The following is a 17,250-nucleotide window of genomic DNA, read 5'->3' on the forward strand; positions in this document are numbered from 1 at the left end:
CCGGCCGGGCGAGCGTCGCGCCGCCGCCCGGCGCCACGCCGCCGGGGGGGGAGGTGCCGGACCCGGCACATCCCCCCACGGCTGTCGGCGGCCGTCAGCCCTCGCTGACGCCCAGCTTCTGCAGGATCAGCTCCTTGACGCGGGCCGCGTCGGCCTGGCCCCGGGTGGCCTTCATGACCGCGCCGACCAGGGCGCCGGCCGCGGCCACCTTGCCGCCGCGGATCTTGTCGGCCACGCCCGGGTTGCCGGCGATGGCCTCCTCGACGGCGGCGGTCAGCGCGCCCTCGTCGGAGACGACCTTCAGGCCGCGCTTGTCGACGACCTCGTCCGGGGTGCCCTCGCCCGCGAGAACGCCCTCGATGACCTGGCGGGCCAGCTTGTCGTTCAGGGAGCCCTCGGCGACCAGCGCGGTCACGCGGGCCACCTGCTCCGGCGTGATCGACAGCTCGTCCAGCGCCTTGCCCGACTCGTTGGCGCTGCGCGCCAGTTCGCCCATCCACCACTTGCGGGCGGAGGCCGCGTCGGCACCGGCGTCGATCGTGGCCACGATCAGGTCCAGCGCACCGGCGTTCAGGATCGCCTGCATGTCGGTGGCCGAGATGCCCCACTCGGCGAGCAGCCGGGTGCGGCGGACCAGCGGCATCTCCGGCAGCGCGGCGCGGATCTCCTCGACCCACTCACGGGACGGGGCGACGGGGACGAGGTCGGGCTCCGGGAAGTACCGGTAGTCCTCGGCCTCCTCCTTCACACGGCCGGACGTCGTGGAACCGGTGTCCTCGTGGAAGTGCCGGGTCTCCTGGACGATCGTGCCACCGGACGACAGCACGGCCGCGTGCCGCATGACCTCGAAGCGGGCCGCGCGCTCCACGGAACGCAGCGAGTTGACGTTCTTCGTCTCCGAGCGCGTGCCGAACTTGTCGCCGCCCTTGGGCATCAGCGACAGGTTCACGTCGCAGCGCATCTGGCCCATCTCCATGCGGGCCTCGGACACGCCGAGGGCACGGATGACCTCGCGCAGCTCACGGACGTACGCCCGCGCCACCTCGGGGGCGCGCTCACCGGCGCCCACGATCGGCTTGGTGACGATCTCGATGAGCGGGATGCCCGCGCGGTTGTAGTCGAGCAGGGAGTGGGACGCGCCGTGGATACGGCCGGTGGCGCCGCCGACGTGCGTCGACTTTCCGGTGTCCTCCTCCATGTGGGCGCGCTCGATCTCCACGCGGAAGCTCTCGCCGTCCTCCAGCTGCACGTCGAGGTAGCCGTTGAAGGCGATCGGCTCGTCGTACTGGGAGGTCTGGAAGTTCTTCGGCATGTCCGGATAGAAGTAGTTCTTCCGGGCGAAGCGGCACCACTCGGCGATCTCGCAGTTCAGCGCGAGACCGATCTTGATCGCGGACTCGACGCCGGTCGCGTTGACGACCGGGAGCGCGCCGGGCATGCCGAGGCAGACCGGGCAGGTCTGCGTGTTCGGCTCCGCGCCGAGCGCGGTCGAGCAGCCGCAGAACATCTTGGTGTTGGTGCCGAGTTCGACATGGACTTCAAGGCCCATGACGGGGTCGTAGGACGCCAGCGCGTCCTCGTACGACACCAGGTCGGTCGTGGTGGTCACGGTGAAACTTCCCTCTCAGCCCAGCAGGACGTCGTCGTCGCCCAGCCGCTTCAGCTCGCGGTAGAGGATCGCGAGGCCGGTCACGATCGCCACGGCGGACACCGTGGCGTCGATCAGCCGCAGCGTGTCGTGCTCGGCGCGGGCCTTCTTGATCTGCTTGGCGACACCGACCGCGCCGAACGCGGTGGTGGCCATGGACAGGTACGTACCGGACTTGGACTTCTTGAAGCCCTTGGCCTTGGACAGTGCCTTGCTCACAGCGACGGAGCCTCCTCCAGCAGCGGGTGACCCCACTTTTCCACGAAGGCGGCCTCGACGGCGGCGCCGACCCTGTACAGACGGTCGTCCTGCATCGCCGGGGCGATGATCTGCAGGCCCACCGGGAGGTTGTCCTCCGGGGCGAGACCGCAGGGCAGGGACATGGCCGCGTTGCCCGCCAGGTTGGTCGGGATGGTGCACAGGTCCGCGAGGTACATCGCCATCGGGTCGTCGGCGCGCTCGCCGATCGCGAAGGCGGTGGTCGGGGTCGTCGGGGAGACGATCACGTCGACCCGCTCGAAGGCCTTCTCGAAGTCGCGCGTGATGAGCGTGCGGACCTTCTGCGCGGAGCCGTAGTAGGCGTCGTAGTAGCCGGAGCTCAGCGCGTACGTGCCGAGCATGATGCGCCGCTTCACCTCGGGGCCGAAGCCGGCCTCGCGGGTCAGGGAGGTGACCTCCTCCGCCGAGTGGCCGCCGTCGTCGCCGGTCCGCAGGCCGTAGCGCAGGCCGTCGAAGCGGGCGAGGTTGGAGGAGCACTCGGACGGCGCGATCAGGTAGTACGCCGACAGCGCGAGGTCGAAGGACGGGCAGTCCAGCTCGACGATCTCGGCGCCCAGCCCCCTCAGCAGCTCGACGGACTCGTCGAAGCGCTGGATGACGCCGGCCTGGTAGCCCTCGCCGCGGAACTGCTTGACCACGCCGACGCGCATCCCGGCGACGCTGCCGTTGCGGGCGGCCTCGACGACCGGCGGGACCGGGGCGTCGATGGAGGTGGAGTCCATCGGGTCGTGCCCGGCGATGACCTCGTGCAGCAGGGCTGCGTCGAGGACCGTGCGGGCGCAGGGGCCGCCCTGGTCCAGGGAGGACGAGAAGGCGACCATGCCGAAGCGGGACACCGCGCCGTAGGTCGGCTTCACGCCGACCGTGCCGGTCACGGAGGCCGGCTGGCGGATGGAGCCGCCGGTGTCGGTGCCGATGGCGAGCGGGGCCTCGAAGGCGGCGAGCGCGGCGGAGGAACCGCCGCCGGAGCCGCCGGGGATCTTGGTGAGGTCCCACGGGTTGCCGGTCGGGCCGTACGCGCTGTTTTCGGTGGAGGACCCCATGGCGAACTCGTCCATGTTGGTCTTGCCGAGGATGACGACGTCGGCGGCCTTCAGCCGCTTGGTGAGCGTCGCGTCGTACGGCGGGATCCAGCCCTCGAGGATCTTCGAGCCGACGGTCGTGGGGATGCCCTCGGTGGTGAAGATGTCCTTGAGCGCGAGCGGCACGCCGGCCAGTGGGCCGAGCTTCTCGCCGCGGGCGCGCTTCTCGTCCACGGCGCGGGCCTGGGCGAGGGCGCCCTCGCGGTCGACGTGCAGGAAGGCGTGCACCTTCTCGTCGACGGCCTCGATCCGGGCGAGGTGGGCCTCGGTGACCTCGACGGCCGTGAGCTCGCCGGAGGCGATCCTCGCGGCGATCTCGGCCGCGGTGAGCTTGATGATGGTGTCCGTCATGGTGGTCACTCCTCCCCCAGGATCTGCGGCACCTTGAAACGCTGCTGCTCCTGGGCGGGGGCGCCGGAGAGCGCCTGCTCGGGGGTGAGCGAGGGACGGACCTCGTCCGCGCGCATGACGTTCGTCAGCGGGAGCGGGTGCGAGGTCGGCGGTACGTCTTGGTCGGCGACCTCGCTGACGCGGGCGACCGCGCCGATGATGTCGTCCAGCTGGCCTGCGAAGTGGTCGAGTTCTTCGGGCTTCAGCTCCAGACGCGCCAGCCGGGCGAGGTGGGCGACCTCCTCGCGCGTGATGCCAGGCATGCAGCGATCCTCTGGGGTGAGTGTGTGCGGTTGGGCCGGGGCTGGCGTCACGTGTCCGCCGTCCGTCCGAAGCGCGGCAGGCGGAGATGTGACGCCAGTCCCCAATCCTATGGGGCGGGGCCGGGTGGCCGTGAAACGGTTTGCCGGGCCCCCCTCCTCAGCCGCGTCGGCCGTCCCAGGCTGCGCTCTTCAGGAAGTGGTTGTCGTACCGCTCCTGCACCTCCAGAAGGCTGTCCGGTGTGGCCTCGCCGAGGCGGATGCGCTGGAGGTGGCGGAAGTACTCGAAGCGCTCGACGCCGGGCGTGATGACGATCAGGAGGTCGGCCGTGGCGCCCGGGGCGGCGGCGAAGGCGTGCGGCCGGTCGGGCGGGACGACGATCAGGTCGCCGCGCTCGGCGGTGACCACGTCGTCGCCGGAGAGCACCTCGGCGGCGCCGTCGAGCAGGTAGAACATCTCCGCGGAGTGGTGGTGCACATGCGGGTGGGCCCCGTCGGCGCCCTCCGCGAGGGTGACGCGCACGGTGCTCAGCGCGCCGCCGGTGGCACTGCTGTCGGCCAGCAGCCGGACGGCGGCGGGATCCCGGCCGACCACCTCCGCGCCGGCCTCCCGCACCAGAACCGTCTCGTCGAACTTCGGTACGAACAGCGACATGGCGTGTCTCCCCCTGTCAGATGTGGTCAGACCGCGAACAGCAGTCCGGCGCTGATCAGTACAACGACCGCGGTGGCGAAGTGGATCCCGAAGGCCACGGCCTTCGGGCCGCCGCCGCGCAGCACGATCAGCGTGTCGAAGAGCGGCACGAGTGCCACGCAGAGCATGAACCAGGCCTCGGCGTGGGCTCCGGCGAAGGCGAGCAGGGCCAGGCCCACGACGCCGTAGGCGCCGTCCCGCAGGCCCTTGATCGCGAGGTAGGGGCCGGCGTCCCCGCCGGGATCGGCCGGGGCGCCGTATCCGACGGCGGCGGCCCGGGGCTGGAGCACGAACCGGGCCCCGATCAGCAGCACGAACAGGTCGAGCAGAACGGCGAGCGAGTAGGCGGTGGCAGTCATGCGGACTCCTTGACCCGTGTCTAGCAACGCTAGGAATAGAAGCGAAGCTAGCAGATCGGGGCCAGTTTTACTAGCGCCGCTAGAAAGCAAGGAAGCGCGATTCACGGCCGCGGTCGTGGTGCGGGGCTTCGCCGGCCTCGCGGCGGAGCTGCGCGGCGCGGCCGGGGGCCGGACACGCGGGAGGCGCCGGCGGCGGTCGCGCAGACGTACACGTCCCTTGGCGCACCGGCCCGCCCTCTACGCCGCCCGGGCGTCCCCGCACGGCCTGGCCACCCTCATGCGGAACAGCCGCCTGCCGGAACGGGGCCACGAGGAACGTCTGGAATCCTGCCGAGGCGCTTCGCGGGGGCCTGGACGACGGCCCGGGCGGGGGAACTACTCGGCGGCCGGCAGCGCCGCGCGCGGCCGCTGCCACCCGCGCGACCCTCGCGCCAGCAGCCACGCCGTCGTCTCCTCGGGCGGCATCGCGGCGGCGACCAGCCAGCCCTGCACGGCGTCACAGCCGAGGTCCCGCAGCCGCTCCCACGTCTCGTCGTCCTCCACGCCCTCGGCGACGACCAGCAGGCCGAGCGAGTGCGCGAGGTCGACGGTGCAGCGCACGATCTCCGCGTCCTCGTTGTCCACGGCCAGCCGGGCCACGAACGAGCGGTCGATCTTCAGCTCGCTCACCGGCAGCCGGCGCAGATGGACCAGCGAGGAGTAGCCCGTGCCGAAGTCGTCCAGGGACATCTTCACGCCGTGCCCGGTCAGCCCCGCGAGGGTGTCGGCGGCCCGCTGCGGGTCCTCCAGCAGCACGTGCTCGGTGATCTCCAGCTGGAGCGCGCCGGGGGGGACCCCGTGCCGGGCCAGCCGCGCGGCCACGGAGCCGGCGAAACCGGGCGTGTGCACGTCGCGCGGCGAGACGTTCACGGCCACCGGCACCCTGAGTCCCTGGGCCCGCCAGCGGGCCACCTGGCCGAGCGCGGTCTCCAGCACGTACTCCGTCAGATGGGGCATCAGCCCCGACGACTCCGCTATCGCTATGAACTCGTCCGGCGGCACCTTGCCCCGCTCGGGGTGCACCCAGCGGACCAGCGCCTCCAGCCCGGCGACCTGTCCGTCGAAGCGGACCTTGGGCTGGTAGTGCAACTGCACCTCGTGCGCGTCCAGCGCCCGGCGCAGATCGCCGAGGAGGCCGAGGCGGTCCGGGGTGTTGGAGTCCCGCTTGGACTCGTACACCTCGACGCCCGTACGGTCCCGCTTCGCCTGGTACATCGCCACATCGGCCCGGCGCAGCAGCCCTTCGGCGTCCAGGGCGTGGTCGGGGAAGACGGCGACGCCGGCGCTGGCCTCCAGCACCAGGGTGAGACCGTCGAGGTCGAGCGGGGAGCTGAGGGCGGTGACCAGGCCCCGGGCGACCCGGGTGGCCGACGTGGTGGAGTCTGCGACGGGCAGTAAAACGGCGAACTCGTCACCGCCGAGCCGGGCGGCCTCCGCGCCGCGCGGCAGGGCGAGCCGGAGCCGGTCGGCGATCTGGAGCAGCAGCCGGTCACCGGCGAGATGACCGAGGGTGTCGTTCACCGACCGGAACCGGTCGAGGTCGATCAGCATGAGGGCGGCGCGGGCGCCGATGCGCTCGGCGTCGTCGAGGGCGGTCCAGATCCGGTCCAGCAGCCACTGCCGGTTGGGCAGCCCGGTCAGCGGGTCGCGCAGCTGCTCCTCGGCGCGGGCGCGGGCCATCCACAGGGTGGAGTCGAGGGCGATGAGCGGGATGGCGAACAGCGGAAGCAGCACCGGCTGGGCCTCGGCGACCACGCACAGCAGGGGCGCGATGCCGAGCAGCGCGACGGCGACGAGGCCCTGTCTGATCAGGGCGGTGCGGGCCACGGTGGGCAGTCCGCCGCCGCGCGGGGCGTGCAGGTACCACAACAGGCCCCGGCTGACGGCGAGGTAGGCGACCGCCACGAGGACGACCTCGGGCGCGGTGGTGACGCTCCAGCTGTGCGGCCACCAGGGCGCCTCGACGCTGGGGACCCGGCCGAACGCGCCGAGCAGCAGGGCGCCGGCGGCGATGCCGAGGATGTCCACCGCGCCGTGCAGCACGCCCTGGCGCCAGCGGTGCCGCCGGGCGATGCCGACCAGGACGACGACGGTGAGGCTGACCATGCCGGCCGGCACCCAGCCGTAGAGCAGCAGTACGGCGAGGGTGAGGGCGGCGCCGGAGCCGGTGCCGCCCCACCAGCGGGCGCGGCCCAGCATCACGAGGTGACCGACGATGACCCCGGTGAGCAGGGCCAGCGCCCAGCCGACCGTGGCGCACGGGAAGAGGGGGTGGTGGCCGGTGAAGGCGCGGTAGAAACCGGCGCCGAGGACGAGGCCGGCGGCGGCCACGACGGTCGCGGGCAGCGTGGGCCAGGACAGGTGCCGCTCGGCGTCGGCGTCGGCGCCGGTGCCGGTCAGGCCGGGGGCGGGCTCGAGGGCCAGGGGTATGTGCGCGTCGGTGGCGGCGCCGGCCCCGGCCGTACGCGTGTGCACACGCGTGCGCTGGGCGCCCCGTCCCGGCCACCGGTTCGCCCGCCACGCGACCGCACGGCGGCGAAGGCGCAGCAGTGAGTCCGGGGCGGCGCTCTCGGTCGGTTCCATTCCCGTCCCTCTCACAGCCGGCGGTGCCCACGCCACGCGGCCCGATGTCCCACACCCATCAGCAGCTCCGCGTTGAAGAACCCTTCCCCGCGCCCGCGAAGAGCGCGGGGATGCCCCAACCGCAGCTGGGCACGGCAGGCGCACATCTCAACAGTAGGCCGCAGAAGGCTTCCACGGGCACCGGTCGTCGACGGTTGCCCGAATGCGCCCGAGCCACCCGTATGCATCTGATATGCGCCGATCGGGTGGCCTTCAACCGCTACTCCCCGGCCGAAAGCGCGACTTCGGCCGCCGCTTCGGGTCCCTGCTCCAAGAGGACGGCGAAACCGTCCTCGTTCAGGACGGGAACCTTCAGTTGCATGGCCTTGTCGTACTTCGATCCGGGGTTGTCACCCACGACGACGAACGAGGTCTTCTTCGAGACCGAACCGGTCACCTTCGCGCCCCGGCTCTGCAGCGACTCCTTGGCGCCGTCCCGGGTGAAGTTCTCCAGGGTGCCGGTGACGACGACGGTGAGCCCCTCCAGCGGACGCGGCCCCTCGTCCTCGCCGGACGCCTGCTCCTCCAGCGGGACTCCGGCGGCCCTCCACTTGCGGACGATCTCGCGGTGCCAGTCCTCGGCGAACCACTCCTTGAGCGCGGCCGCGATGATCGGGCCGACCCCGTCGGTGGCCGCCAGCTCCTGCTCGGTGGCCTGTTCGATGCGGTCGACGGAGCGGAACTCGCGGGCGAGGGCCTGGGCCGCCACCGGGCCCACGTGCCGGATCGACAGCCCGTTGAGGAACCGCGCCAGCGGGCGCTGCTTGGCCGCCTCGATGTTCTCCAGCAGGGCGAGGGTGTTCTTCTTCGGCTCGCCCTTCTGGTTGGCGAAGACCGTGACGACCTTCTCCTCGCCGGTCTTGGGGTCCCGCTTGGGCAGGCCGCTGTCCGGGTCGAGGACGTGGGCCTTGATGGGCAGCAGCTTCTCCACCGTCAGGTCGAACAGGTCGCCCTCGTCCACCAGCGGCGGCTCGGCCGGCTCCAGCGGGCGGGTGAGCGCGGCGGCGGCCACCGCGCCGAAGTGCTCGATGTCCAGGCACTCCCGGCCCGCCAGGTAGGAGACGCGCTCCCGCAACTGGGCCGGGCAGGTACGGGCGTTCGGGCAGCGGAGGTCGATGTCGCCCTCCTTCATGGGCCGCAGCGGTGTGCCGCACTCGGGGCACTCGCCCGGCATCACGAACTCCCGCTCGCCGCCGTCCCGCAGGTCGACCACCGGGCCGAGGATCTCCGGGATGACGTCACCGGCCTTGCGGATGACGACCGTGTCGCCGATGAGCACGCCCTTGGCCTTGACGACCTCCTGGTTGTGCAGGGTGGCGAACTCCACCTCGCTGCCCGCGACCGTGACCGGTTCGACCTGGGCGTACGGCGTGACGCGGCCGGTGCGGCCGACGCCCACCTTGATGTCGATGAGCTTGGTGTTGACCTCTTCCGGCGCGTACTTGTACGCGATGGCCCAGCGGGGCGCCCGCGCGGTGGAGCCGAGCCGGCCCTGGAGCCGGATCTCGTCCAGCTTGACGACCACGCCGTCGATCTCGTGCTCCACGGAGTGGCGGTTCTCGCCGTAGTGCGCGATGAACTCCCGTACGCCGTCGAGGTCGTCGACCACCCGGTTGTGCGGGGAGGTGGGCAGGCCCCAGGTCTTCAGCAGGTCGTAGGCCTGGGAGAGACGGGTCATGCCCGTGAAGCCCTCCAGGGCGCCGATGCCGTGGACCACCATGTGCAGCGGGCGGGTGGCGGTGACGCGCGGGTCCTTCTGGCGCAGCGAACCGGCGGCCGCGTTGCGGGGGTTGGCGAACGGCTTGTCACCGGCCGCGACCAGGCGCTCGTTGAGCTCGAGGAACTTCTCCATCGGGAAGTAGACCTCGCCGCGGATCTCCACGAGGGCGGGCACCTCGTCGCCCTCGAGGCGGTCCGGGATCTCCGTGATCGTCCGGACGTTCGGGGTGATGTCCTCGCCGGTGCGGCCGTCGCCGCGGGTCGCCGCTCGGGTGAGGCGGCCTTGCTCGTAGGTCAGGTTGACCGCGAGGCCGTCGACCTTCAGCTCGCACAGGAAGTGGTACTCCTGGTCGCCCAGTTCGCGCGCGATGCGGTCGGTCCAGGCGGCCAGCTCCTCGTCGTTGAAGGTGTTGTCGAGCGAGAGCATGCGCTGGCGGTGCTCGACGGCGGTGAACTCCGTCGCGTACGACCCCGCGACCTTCTGGGTGGGCGAGTCCGGGGTACGCAGCTCCGGGTACTGCTCCTCCAGGGCCTCCAGAGACTTCAGGAGCGTGTCGAACTCCGCGTCGCTGATGACGGGAGCGTCCTTCACGTAGTACCGGAAGCGGTGCTCGTCGACCTGCTCCGCCAGCTGCGCGTGCTTGTCGCGGGCCTCGGCGGGCACCGCCGTCGTCTCCGCTTGCTTGTCGCCGGCCACCGTGTTGTCCTCCCGTTACTCTGGGTTGTCCGCGAGGGATCTCGCCGCCCGGACGCAGTGGGCGAGCGCCTGGCGTGCCCAGGCGGGGGATGCGCCCGCCAGACCGCACGCCGGGGTCACTGTGACCGCCTCCGCGAGCAGCCCCGGTCGCAGCCCCAGCCTGCGCCACAGCGTCCTGACACCCATGACGCTACCGGCAGGGTCTGACAACGGGCCGTCCCTGCCCGGCACGACACCGGTGAACAGCCGCGTGCCGCCCTCCACGGCCTCGCCGATCGCGTCGTCGTCACGCTCGGTGAGGAGCGCGAAGTCGAAGGAGACGGCGGCCGCGCCGGTCCGCCGCAGCAGGGCGAACGGCACGTCGGGGGCGCAGGAGTGGACGACCACGGGCCCGTCGGGGTGCACGCCGACGACGTCCCGGAGCGTCGCCTCCACGACCTGCCGGTCCACGGCCCGGTGGGTGCGGTAGCCGCTGGCGGTGCGGACCTGGCCGCGCAGGACGGCGGTGAGGGAGGGCTCGTCGAGCTGGAGCACGATCCGGGCGCCCGGGATCCGGCGCCGCACCTCGGCCAGGTGGAGCCGCAGCCCCTCCCCCAGCGAGGCGGCGAGGTCACGGCAGGCGCCCGCGTCGGAGAGCGCGGCCTCGCCGTTCCTCAGCTCCAGCGCGGCCGCGAGCGTCCACGGCCCGACCGCCTGCACCTTCAGGTCGCCCTCGTACCCCTGGGTGAACTCCTCCAGGGCGTCCAGGTCCTCCCCGAGCCAGGACCGGGCCCGCTTGGTGTCCCGGCCCGGCCGGTCCCCGAGCCGCCAACCGCTGGGCTCCACGCGCGCGTACAGCTCGACGAGCATTCCGGCGGTCCGGCCGATCATGTCGGCGCCGGGGCCGCGGGCGGGCAGCTCGGGCAGGAAGGGAAAGTCCTCGAAGCTGCCGGTCACCGTCTTGGCGGCTTCCCGGGCGTCGCCACCGGGCATGGAGCCCACGCCGGTCGCCGCCGGAAACCTGAACTGGCTGTTCTCACTCACTCCGGCAGGGTATGCCGTGACCGCCACGGGAAACCCCGCCCCCTTCACTGCAGCCGTGCAGGCTGCCCGCGCCGATGATGTCCCCGTCGACGTCGAGCAGGGCCGCCGTGGGGCCGCCGGGGCGGCGGCAGATGCCGCCCGTGAACGAGCGCGCGCGGCTCCGCGAGGCCCGCCGGGGCGAGCATCTCGCCCACGACGGGTCGTTCGAGAAGCGCGGCGCCGATGTCCACGCCGCCCAGGACCGTCGCGTCGCCGGCGGCGCCGGAGTTCACCGACCGGGCCGGATCGTCAGGTCGTTGACCTCGGCGTCCCTCGGCAGGTCCAGGGCCATGACGATCGTCGTGGCGACCGACTCGGGGTCGATCCACTTCGAGGCGTCGTAGTCCTTGCCCTCCTGCTGGTGGACCTTGGCCTGCATGGGGCTCGCGGTGCGGCCGGGGTAGACCGTGGTGACGCGGACGCCGTTGCCGTGCTCCTCCTGGCGCAGGGAGTCGGCGAGGGCCTTCAGGCCGTGCTTGGACGCGGCGTACGCGGACCAGCCGGCGCCGGCGCTGAGGCCGGCACCGGAGTTGACGAAGATCACCTGGCCGCGGGCCGCACGGAGCTGGGGCAGGAAGTGCCGGGTCAGCTCGGCGGGGGCGAGCAGGTTGACGTTGAGCTGGTGCCGCCAGGACTTCGGGGTGAGGTCGCCGACGTCGCCCAGGTCGACGACTCCGGCGATGTGCAGCAGGGAGTCCACCCGGTCGGGCAGGGTCTGGTGGGAGAACGCCCAGGAGAGCCGGTCCGGGTTCGCGAGGTCGCCGACCAGGGTGCGGGCGCCGGGGAACTCGGCGGCCAGTTCCTTCGCACGGCCCGCGTCGCGCGCGTGCAGCACGAGATCGTCCCCGCGCGCGTGCAGACGGCGGGCGACGGCCGCGCCGATGCCGGAACCGGCCCCGGTGATCACATGAGTAGCCATGCCCGCCATGCTCGCATCAGTGGATGCCGAGCTGCTCCTCCAGGTAGGCCAGGGCCCCGACCGGCTCCTCGGCGAAGAACACCAGCTCGGCGAGCGGACGCGGCAGGAAGCCCTCGTCCTCCATGCGGCGGAACTGCTCGCGCAGGCCGTCGTAGAAGCCGGCTGTGTTCAGCAGCACCACCGGCATCTCGGTGCGGCCGTGCTTCTTCAGCTCCAGGATCTCGGTGGCCTCGTCGAGCGTGCCGGTGCCGCCGACCATGATCACCACGGCGTCCGCCTTCTCCAGCAGCAGCCTCTTGCGCTCGGCGAGATCGCCGGCGACGACCATCTCGTCGGCGCCGGGCCGCGCCTTGTTGGCCAGGAACTCCACGGACACGCCCAGCAGCCGTCCGCCCGCCTCCTGCACGCCGTCGGCGACGACCTTCATCAGACCGACGTCGGAGCCGCCCCAGACCAGGGTGTGGCCGCCCTTGCCGATCAGTTCCGCGAACTCGCGCGCGGGGCGCGTGTAACGCTCGTCGAGGTCGGCGGCGGACAGGAAGACGCAGATGTTCATGGCCTCCACCGTACGGCCCCCGCCGCGGCCGGGAAGAAGCGCGGGCCCTCAGGCGCTGTTGGGGTATGGCCGAAGGACACACCATCACGATCGAAAAGGGCGAGCGGCACGTGCGCGTGGTGCACGGTGACCAGGTGCTCGCGGAGACCGACCGCCCCCTGCTGCTGCGCGAGACGGGCTGCGCGGTGCGGTACTACATCCCAGCCGAGGACGTGCGCCTCGACCTGCTGACCCCTTCCGACACGCACACCGTCTGCCCCTTCAAGGGCACGGCGTCCTACTGGTCGCTGCCGGACGCGCCGGACCTCGTATGGGCGTATCCGGACCCGAAGCCGGCGGTGGCCGAGATCAAGGACCACCTCTGCTTCTACGAGGTGGAAGTGTCATGAGCGACCCGGGTCTCGCCGTGTCGTGACCGATGAGTCCATGGCCGTGCGGCAGTCTGCACGGCCATGGACAAGAAGACGACTTCCCGCGACGGCACCTTCCTCGCCTACGAAGTGATCGGCCAGGGGCCCACGGTGATCCTGGTGAGCGGCGCGATGTCCACAGGCGGCACCGTGGCGCCCCTGGCCCAGCGGCTCGCGGACCGCTGCACGGCCGTCGTCTACGACCGCCGGGGCCGCGGCGGGAGCGGTGACACGGCGCCGTACGAGGTGGCCCGTGAGGTCGAGGACCTGGCCGCGCTGATCGAGGCGGTGGGCGGCGACGCGGCGCTGTTCGGCGTCTCCTCGGGCGGCGCGCTGGTCCTGGAGGCGGCGGCGAGCGGTCTGCCCCTGGCCCGGGCGGCCGTGTACGAGGTGCCCTACGCGGACCATCTGGCGGGCGGCGCCGAGCGCGAGGCCGCGTACAAGGAGGGCCTGAACAGGGCGCTCGCGCAGGGCCGGCGCGGGGACGCGGTGGAGCTGTTCCTGCGCCTGGCGGGTCTCGGCGAGGAGATGATCCGGGGCGCCCGCCAGTCCCCGATGTGGGCCGGCTTGGAGGCCGTCGCACCGAGCCTCGCGTACGACGACGCGGTCATGGGCGACGGCCTGCTCCCCCGGGACCGGCTGGGCGCGATCTCCGTGCCCGTGCTGGCGGTCGCGGGCGGGGCGAGCCCGGAGTGGATGCGCCGGGCGTCCCGGGACATCGCCGACGCCGTGCCGCAGGCGGACTACCGGATCCTGGAGGGCCAGACCCACATGGTGGAGCCGGAGGTGCTCGGCCCGGTGCTGGCGGAGTTCCTCGCGGGGTGAGCGGCGGCTAGTCCTGTGGCCGGAAAGGTTCACCGGCTCGCGACGCCCGGCACGGCACTAGACGGCCGCCGTCGCGCGCGTGGTGGACGAGATCGTCGCGGAGCCGACCACGCGCGTGCCGTCGTACAGCACGATCGCCTGGCCCGGGGCGACCCCGCGGACCGGCTCGGCGAAGGTGACGCGCAGTTCGCCGTCGACCGGTGCCGCGGTGACCTCGGTCTCGCCGCCGTGGGCGCGCAGCTGGGCGGTGTAGGTGCCGGGGCCGGTGGGGGCGGCGCCGCACCAGCGGGGCCTGATCGCGGTCAGGGCGGTGACGTCCAGGGCGGCGGCCGGGCCGACGGTGACCGTGTTGGTGACCGGGGAGATGTCGAGGACGTAGCGCGGCTTGCCGTCGGGGGCCGGGGTGCCGATGCGCAGCCCCTTGCGCTGGCCGATGGTGAAGCCGTACGCGCCCTCGTGGGTGCCCAGCCGGGCGCCGGACTCGTCGACGATGTCGCCCTCGGCCCTGCCCAGCCGCTGGGCCAGGAAGCCCTGGGTGTCGCCGTCGGCGATGAAGCAGATGTCGTGCGAGTCGGGCTTCTTGGCCACCGCCAGGCCCCGGCGCTCGGCCTCGGCGCGGATCTCCTGCTTGGTGGTGACCGTGTCGCCGAGCGGGAACATCGCGTGCGCGAGCTGCCTGTCGTCCAGGACGCCGAGCACGTACGACTGGTCCTTGGCCATGTCGGAGGCGCGGTGCAGCTCGCGGGAGCCGTCCTCGCGCACGATCACCTGGGCGTAGTGGCCGGTGCAGACGGCGTCGAAGCCGAGGGCCAGCGCCTTGTCGAGCAGCGCGGCGAACTTGATCCTCTCGTTGCAGCGCAGGCACGGGTTGGGGGTGCGGCCGGCCTCGTACTCGGCGACGAAGTCCTCGACGACGTCCTCGCGGAAGCGGTCGGCGAGGTCCCAGACGTAGAACGGGATGCCGATGACGTCGGCGGCGCGGCGGGCGTCGCGCGAGTCCTCGATGGTGCAACAGCCCCGTGCGCCGGTACGGAACGACTGCGGGTTCGCGGAGAGCGCGAGGTGGACGCCGGTGACGTCGTGGCCGGCTTCCGCGGCGCGCGCGGCGGCGACGGCGGAGTCGACGCCGCCGGACATGGCGGCGAGGACGCGGAGGGGGCGCTGCGGGGTCTCAGTCATAACCCTTCCAGGGTAAGGGGCCGCGGGAACCGGGGCGGCGGGATGTCCGTTGACGATCAGGAGGGCGGACCTGGGGGCGGACGGGCGGGGGCGATCATGGGCGACGGCGACACGGACCGGCGGCTGAGCCGCCGGGTCCTGCTGGCCGGCGGGGCCGCGGCGGCCGTGGGCACGGCCGTGCTGGCCCGCGAGGAGCTGTCCCGGCTGTGGTGGCGGCTGCCGGGGGTGGAGAAGCCGCGGGTGGCGGGCGCGGTGGACTTCCGGGGCGCGCGCTGGGTGGCGGCCTCGCCGGCGAACTACCGCCGGGCGAACCGGCCGGACGACTATCCGGTGGACCGGGTGGTCGTCCATGTCACCCAGGGCGACTACGCGTCGGCGGTGACGGCCTTCCAGGACCCGGCGCACGGCGCGTCGGCGCACTACATAGTGCGCCGGGACGGACGGATCACCCAGCTGGTGCGGGAGCTGGACGTGGCGTTCCACGCGGGGAACCGGTCGTACAACGAGCGCAGTGTCGGCATCGAGCACGAGGGGTTCGTGACGGAGCGCGCGTCCTTCACGGACGCGATGTACGCGGCCTCGGCGCGGCTGACGGCGGCGATATGCGGGCGGTACGGCATACCCGCCGACCGGGAGCACATCATCGGGCACGTCGAGGTGCCGGGCACGGACCACACGGATCCGGGGCCCTACTGGGACTGGGAGCGATACCTGAAAAAAATCAAGAGCTAGCCCCTTTTTGTCTGGTAGGAGCGGATTTATTCTGAGTGCAGGCCTACGGGACGAGTGAGGGAGTTCAAGCGGAGTAGCCGACTTCAGCGAGAGGCAGATGGTCTCCGCTGGTGCCGACATCATCGCTCGGGCTGAGAGGCCGGAGGGTTACGGAGACCACGGAAGGTAATGGTGACCCGAAGGCGACCCCCAACCACCTGATCCGGACAATGCCGGCGAAGGGAACCCGCCTCGTAGGCTGTTACCTGTCCCGGCCGGGCGCGTGTCCCGGCCGGGTTCGTGTGTCAGCTGAGCCCCGCGGCCCGTGCGCGTTCCACCGCCGGGCCGATCGCTTTTGCGACCGCCTCGACGTCCGCCTCCGTGGAGGTGTGGCCGAGGGAGAAGCGCAGGGTGCCGCGGGCCAGGTCCGGGTCGGTGCCGGTGGCGAGCAGGACGTGGCTGGGCTGGGCGACGCCCGCGGTGCAGGCGGAACCGGTGGAGCACTCGATGCCCTGGGCGTCCAGCAGGAGCAGCAGGGAGTCGCCCTCGCAGCCGGGGAAGGTGAAGTGCGCGTTGGCCGGGAGCCGGCCCCCGGCCGCCGGGTCGCCGCCGAGGATCGCGTCCGGTACGGCGCTCCGGACGGCGTCGGTCAACCGGTCCCGCAGGGCCCCGATCTCGCGTGCGAACCGCTCGCGCCCCTCGGCGGCGAGCCGGCCGGCGACGGCGAAGGAGGCGACGGCCGGGACGTCGAGGGTGCCGGAGCGGACGTGCCGCTCCTGGCCGCCGCCGTGCAGGACCGGCACGGGGGTGTACTCGCGGCCGAGCAGCAGGGCGCCGATGCCGTACGGGCCGCCGATCTTGTGGCCCGAGACGGTCATCGCGGCGAGGCCGGAGGCGCCGAAGTCGACCGGGACCTGACCGAATGCCTGGACCGCGTCGGCGTGCAGCGGGATGCCGAACTCCGCGGTGACGTCGGCGAGTTCGCGGATCGGCATGACGGTGCCGATCTCGTTGTTGGCCCACATCACGGTGGCCAGGGCGACGTCCTCGGGGTTGCGGGCGACGGCCTCGCGCAGGGCGTCGGGGTGGACGCGGCCGTAGGAGTCGACGGGGAGGTACTCGACGGTGGCGCCCTCGTGCTCGCCGAGCCAGTGCACGGCGTCGAGGACGGCGTGGTGCTCGACGGGGCTGGCCAGGACGCGGGTGCGGGCCGGGTCGGCGTCGCGCCGGGACCAGAACAGGCCCTTCACGGCGAGGTTGTCGGCCTCGGTGCCGCCGGAGGTGAAAACGACCTCACTGGGGCGGGCGCCCAGCGCTTCCGCGAGGGTCTCGCGGGATTCCTCGACCGTACGGCGTGCCTGCCGGCCGGACGCGTGGAGGGAGGAGGCGTTGCCCGTGATGCTCAACTGGGCGGTGAACGCCTCTGCCGCCTCCGGGAGCATCGGGGTCGTCGCGGCGTGGTCGAGGTAAGCCATGGTGCGCCCGATTCTACGGGGCCCTTGCGGCGGGCTTCAGCCGCGCACGGTTCGGGTCGACGGGGGGCGCGCCCGGCGTCGGCCGCCCGCACGCTCGGCACCGGCGGAAGCAGGCTCTTCCGGTACCGGAAGCGGGCTGGCCGGGCGGCGGAAGGCTCACCGCCCACGGCCGAAGCGGGCCCCACCCGGCGCCGCCCGCGGCGGAGGCGACCACGTCGGTGTCGGTCCTGCGGCCGCCCTGGTGGCGGGGGCCGCGGCCCGGGTGCCCCGTCGTCCTCGGGGCTTCCGGCCGGCGGTCACAGGCTCCAGGACACCGTGTGGGAC

The 17,250-nt window shown here is 72.6% G+C and carries 16 protein-coding genes; 3 read left to right on the forward strand and 13 right to left on the reverse strand.

Features of this window, described 5'->3' with window-relative positions; genetic code table 11:
- Nucleotides 1-94: 94 nt before the first annotated feature.
- The 11 genes from gatB to ACWEN3_RS22330 form a co-directional block, all read right to left on the reverse strand.
- Nucleotides 95-1,609: an Asp-tRNA(Asn)/Glu-tRNA(Gln) amidotransferase subunit GatB gene (gene gatB, locus ACWEN3_RS22280; protein WP_452973675.1), complete on the reverse strand. Its 1,515-nt coding sequence runs from the start codon at nucleotides 1,607-1,609 to the stop codon at nucleotides 95-97.
- A 15-nt stretch (nucleotides 1,610-1,624) separates the two neighbouring features.
- The gene (locus ACWEN3_RS22285) at nucleotides 1,625-1,867 is read right to left on the reverse strand and encodes a hypothetical protein (RefSeq protein WP_323377045.1); all 243 of its coding nucleotides are present in this window, start codon (nucleotides 1,865-1,867) and stop codon (nucleotides 1,625-1,627) included.
- The gene (gatA, locus tag ACWEN3_RS22290; protein WP_452973679.1) at nucleotides 1,864-3,360 is read right to left on the reverse strand and encodes an Asp-tRNA(Asn)/Glu-tRNA(Gln) amidotransferase subunit GatA; all 1,497 of its coding nucleotides are present in this window, start codon (nucleotides 3,358-3,360) and stop codon (nucleotides 1,864-1,866) included. The genes ACWEN3_RS22285 and gatA overlap by 4 nt, the downstream gene beginning before the upstream one ends.
- Nucleotides 3,361-3,365: 5 nt before the next feature.
- Nucleotides 3,366-3,662, reverse strand: a complete 297-nt coding sequence (gene gatC / locus ACWEN3_RS22295; protein WP_006130840.1) for an Asp-tRNA(Asn)/Glu-tRNA(Gln) amidotransferase subunit GatC — start codon at nucleotides 3,660-3,662, stop codon at nucleotides 3,366-3,368.
- Between the two features lie 157 nt (nucleotides 3,663-3,819).
- Nucleotides 3,820-4,314 carry a cupin domain-containing protein gene (locus tag ACWEN3_RS22300; protein ID WP_452973683.1) on the reverse strand — a complete coding sequence of 165 codons (495 nt, stop codon included), beginning with the start codon at nucleotides 4,312-4,314 and terminating at the stop codon, nucleotides 3,820-3,822.
- A gap of 26 nt (nucleotides 4,315-4,340) precedes the next feature.
- On the reverse strand, nucleotides 4,341-4,712 hold the full coding sequence (locus tag ACWEN3_RS22305) for a DUF4267 domain-containing protein (protein WP_452973686.1): 372 nt from the start codon (nucleotides 4,710-4,712) through the stop codon (nucleotides 4,341-4,343).
- Nucleotides 4,713-5,087: 375 nt separating this feature from the next.
- Nucleotides 5,088-7,334, reverse strand: a complete 2,247-nt coding sequence (locus ACWEN3_RS22310; protein ID WP_452973689.1) for a putative bifunctional diguanylate cyclase/phosphodiesterase — start codon at nucleotides 7,332-7,334, stop codon at nucleotides 5,088-5,090.
- 259 nt (nucleotides 7,335-7,593) lie between these two features.
- Nucleotides 7,594-9,789, reverse strand: coding sequence for an NAD-dependent DNA ligase LigA (gene ligA, locus ACWEN3_RS22315; RefSeq protein ID WP_452973691.1), 2,196 nt, complete (start codon nucleotides 9,787-9,789; stop codon nucleotides 7,594-7,596).
- A gap of 15 nt (nucleotides 9,790-9,804) precedes the next feature.
- Entirely contained in the window at nucleotides 9,805-10,812 is a 1,008-nt protein-coding gene (locus ACWEN3_RS22320; RefSeq protein ID WP_452973694.1) for a methionine synthase, read from the reverse strand.
- 268 nt (nucleotides 10,813-11,080) lie between these two features.
- Nucleotides 11,081-11,779 carry an SDR family oxidoreductase gene (locus tag ACWEN3_RS22325; protein WP_452973697.1) on the reverse strand — a complete coding sequence of 233 codons (699 nt, stop codon included), beginning with the start codon at nucleotides 11,777-11,779 and terminating at the stop codon, nucleotides 11,081-11,083.
- 7 nt (nucleotides 11,780-11,786) lie between these two features.
- Nucleotides 11,787-12,326, reverse strand: coding sequence for an LOG family protein (locus ACWEN3_RS22330; RefSeq protein ID WP_452973699.1), 540 nt, complete (start codon nucleotides 12,324-12,326; stop codon nucleotides 11,787-11,789).
- Between the two features lie 65 nt (nucleotides 12,327-12,391).
- Here ACWEN3_RS22330 and ACWEN3_RS22335 point away from each other — a divergent pair, with 65 nt between their 5' ends.
- Both ACWEN3_RS22335 and ACWEN3_RS22340 read left to right on the forward strand, forming a co-directional pair.
- Nucleotides 12,392-12,715, forward strand: coding sequence for a DUF427 domain-containing protein (locus ACWEN3_RS22335; RefSeq protein ID WP_452973702.1), 324 nt, complete (start codon nucleotides 12,392-12,394; stop codon nucleotides 12,713-12,715).
- 63 nt (nucleotides 12,716-12,778) lie between these two features.
- Nucleotides 12,779-13,561, forward strand: a complete 783-nt coding sequence (locus ACWEN3_RS22340; RefSeq protein ID WP_452973705.1) for an alpha/beta fold hydrolase — start codon at nucleotides 12,779-12,781, stop codon at nucleotides 13,559-13,561.
- 57 nt (nucleotides 13,562-13,618) lie between these two features.
- Here ACWEN3_RS22340 and mnmA read toward each other — a convergent pair whose 3' ends face one another.
- Nucleotides 13,619-14,740, reverse strand: coding sequence for a tRNA 2-thiouridine(34) synthase MnmA (mnmA, locus tag ACWEN3_RS22345; protein ID WP_452973708.1), 1,122 nt, complete (start codon nucleotides 14,738-14,740; stop codon nucleotides 13,619-13,621).
- A 96-nt stretch (nucleotides 14,741-14,836) separates the two neighbouring features.
- Here mnmA and ACWEN3_RS22350 point away from each other — a divergent pair, with 96 nt between their 5' ends.
- Nucleotides 14,837-15,472, forward strand: a complete 636-nt coding sequence (locus ACWEN3_RS22350; protein ID WP_452973714.1) for an N-acetylmuramoyl-L-alanine amidase — start codon at nucleotides 14,837-14,839, stop codon at nucleotides 15,470-15,472.
- A gap of 284 nt (nucleotides 15,473-15,756) precedes the next feature.
- On the opposite strand, the gene ACWEN3_RS22355 is transcribed toward ACWEN3_RS22350, so the two are convergent.
- Nucleotides 15,757-16,926 (reverse strand): cysteine desulfurase family protein, encoded by a 1,170-nt coding sequence (locus ACWEN3_RS22355; protein ID WP_452973711.1) that lies wholly within the window; start codon nucleotides 16,924-16,926, stop codon nucleotides 15,757-15,759.
- Between the last annotated feature and the right edge of the window lie 324 nt (nucleotides 16,927-17,250).

Source organism: Streptomyces sp. NPDC004561 (genome assembly GCF_053602155.1).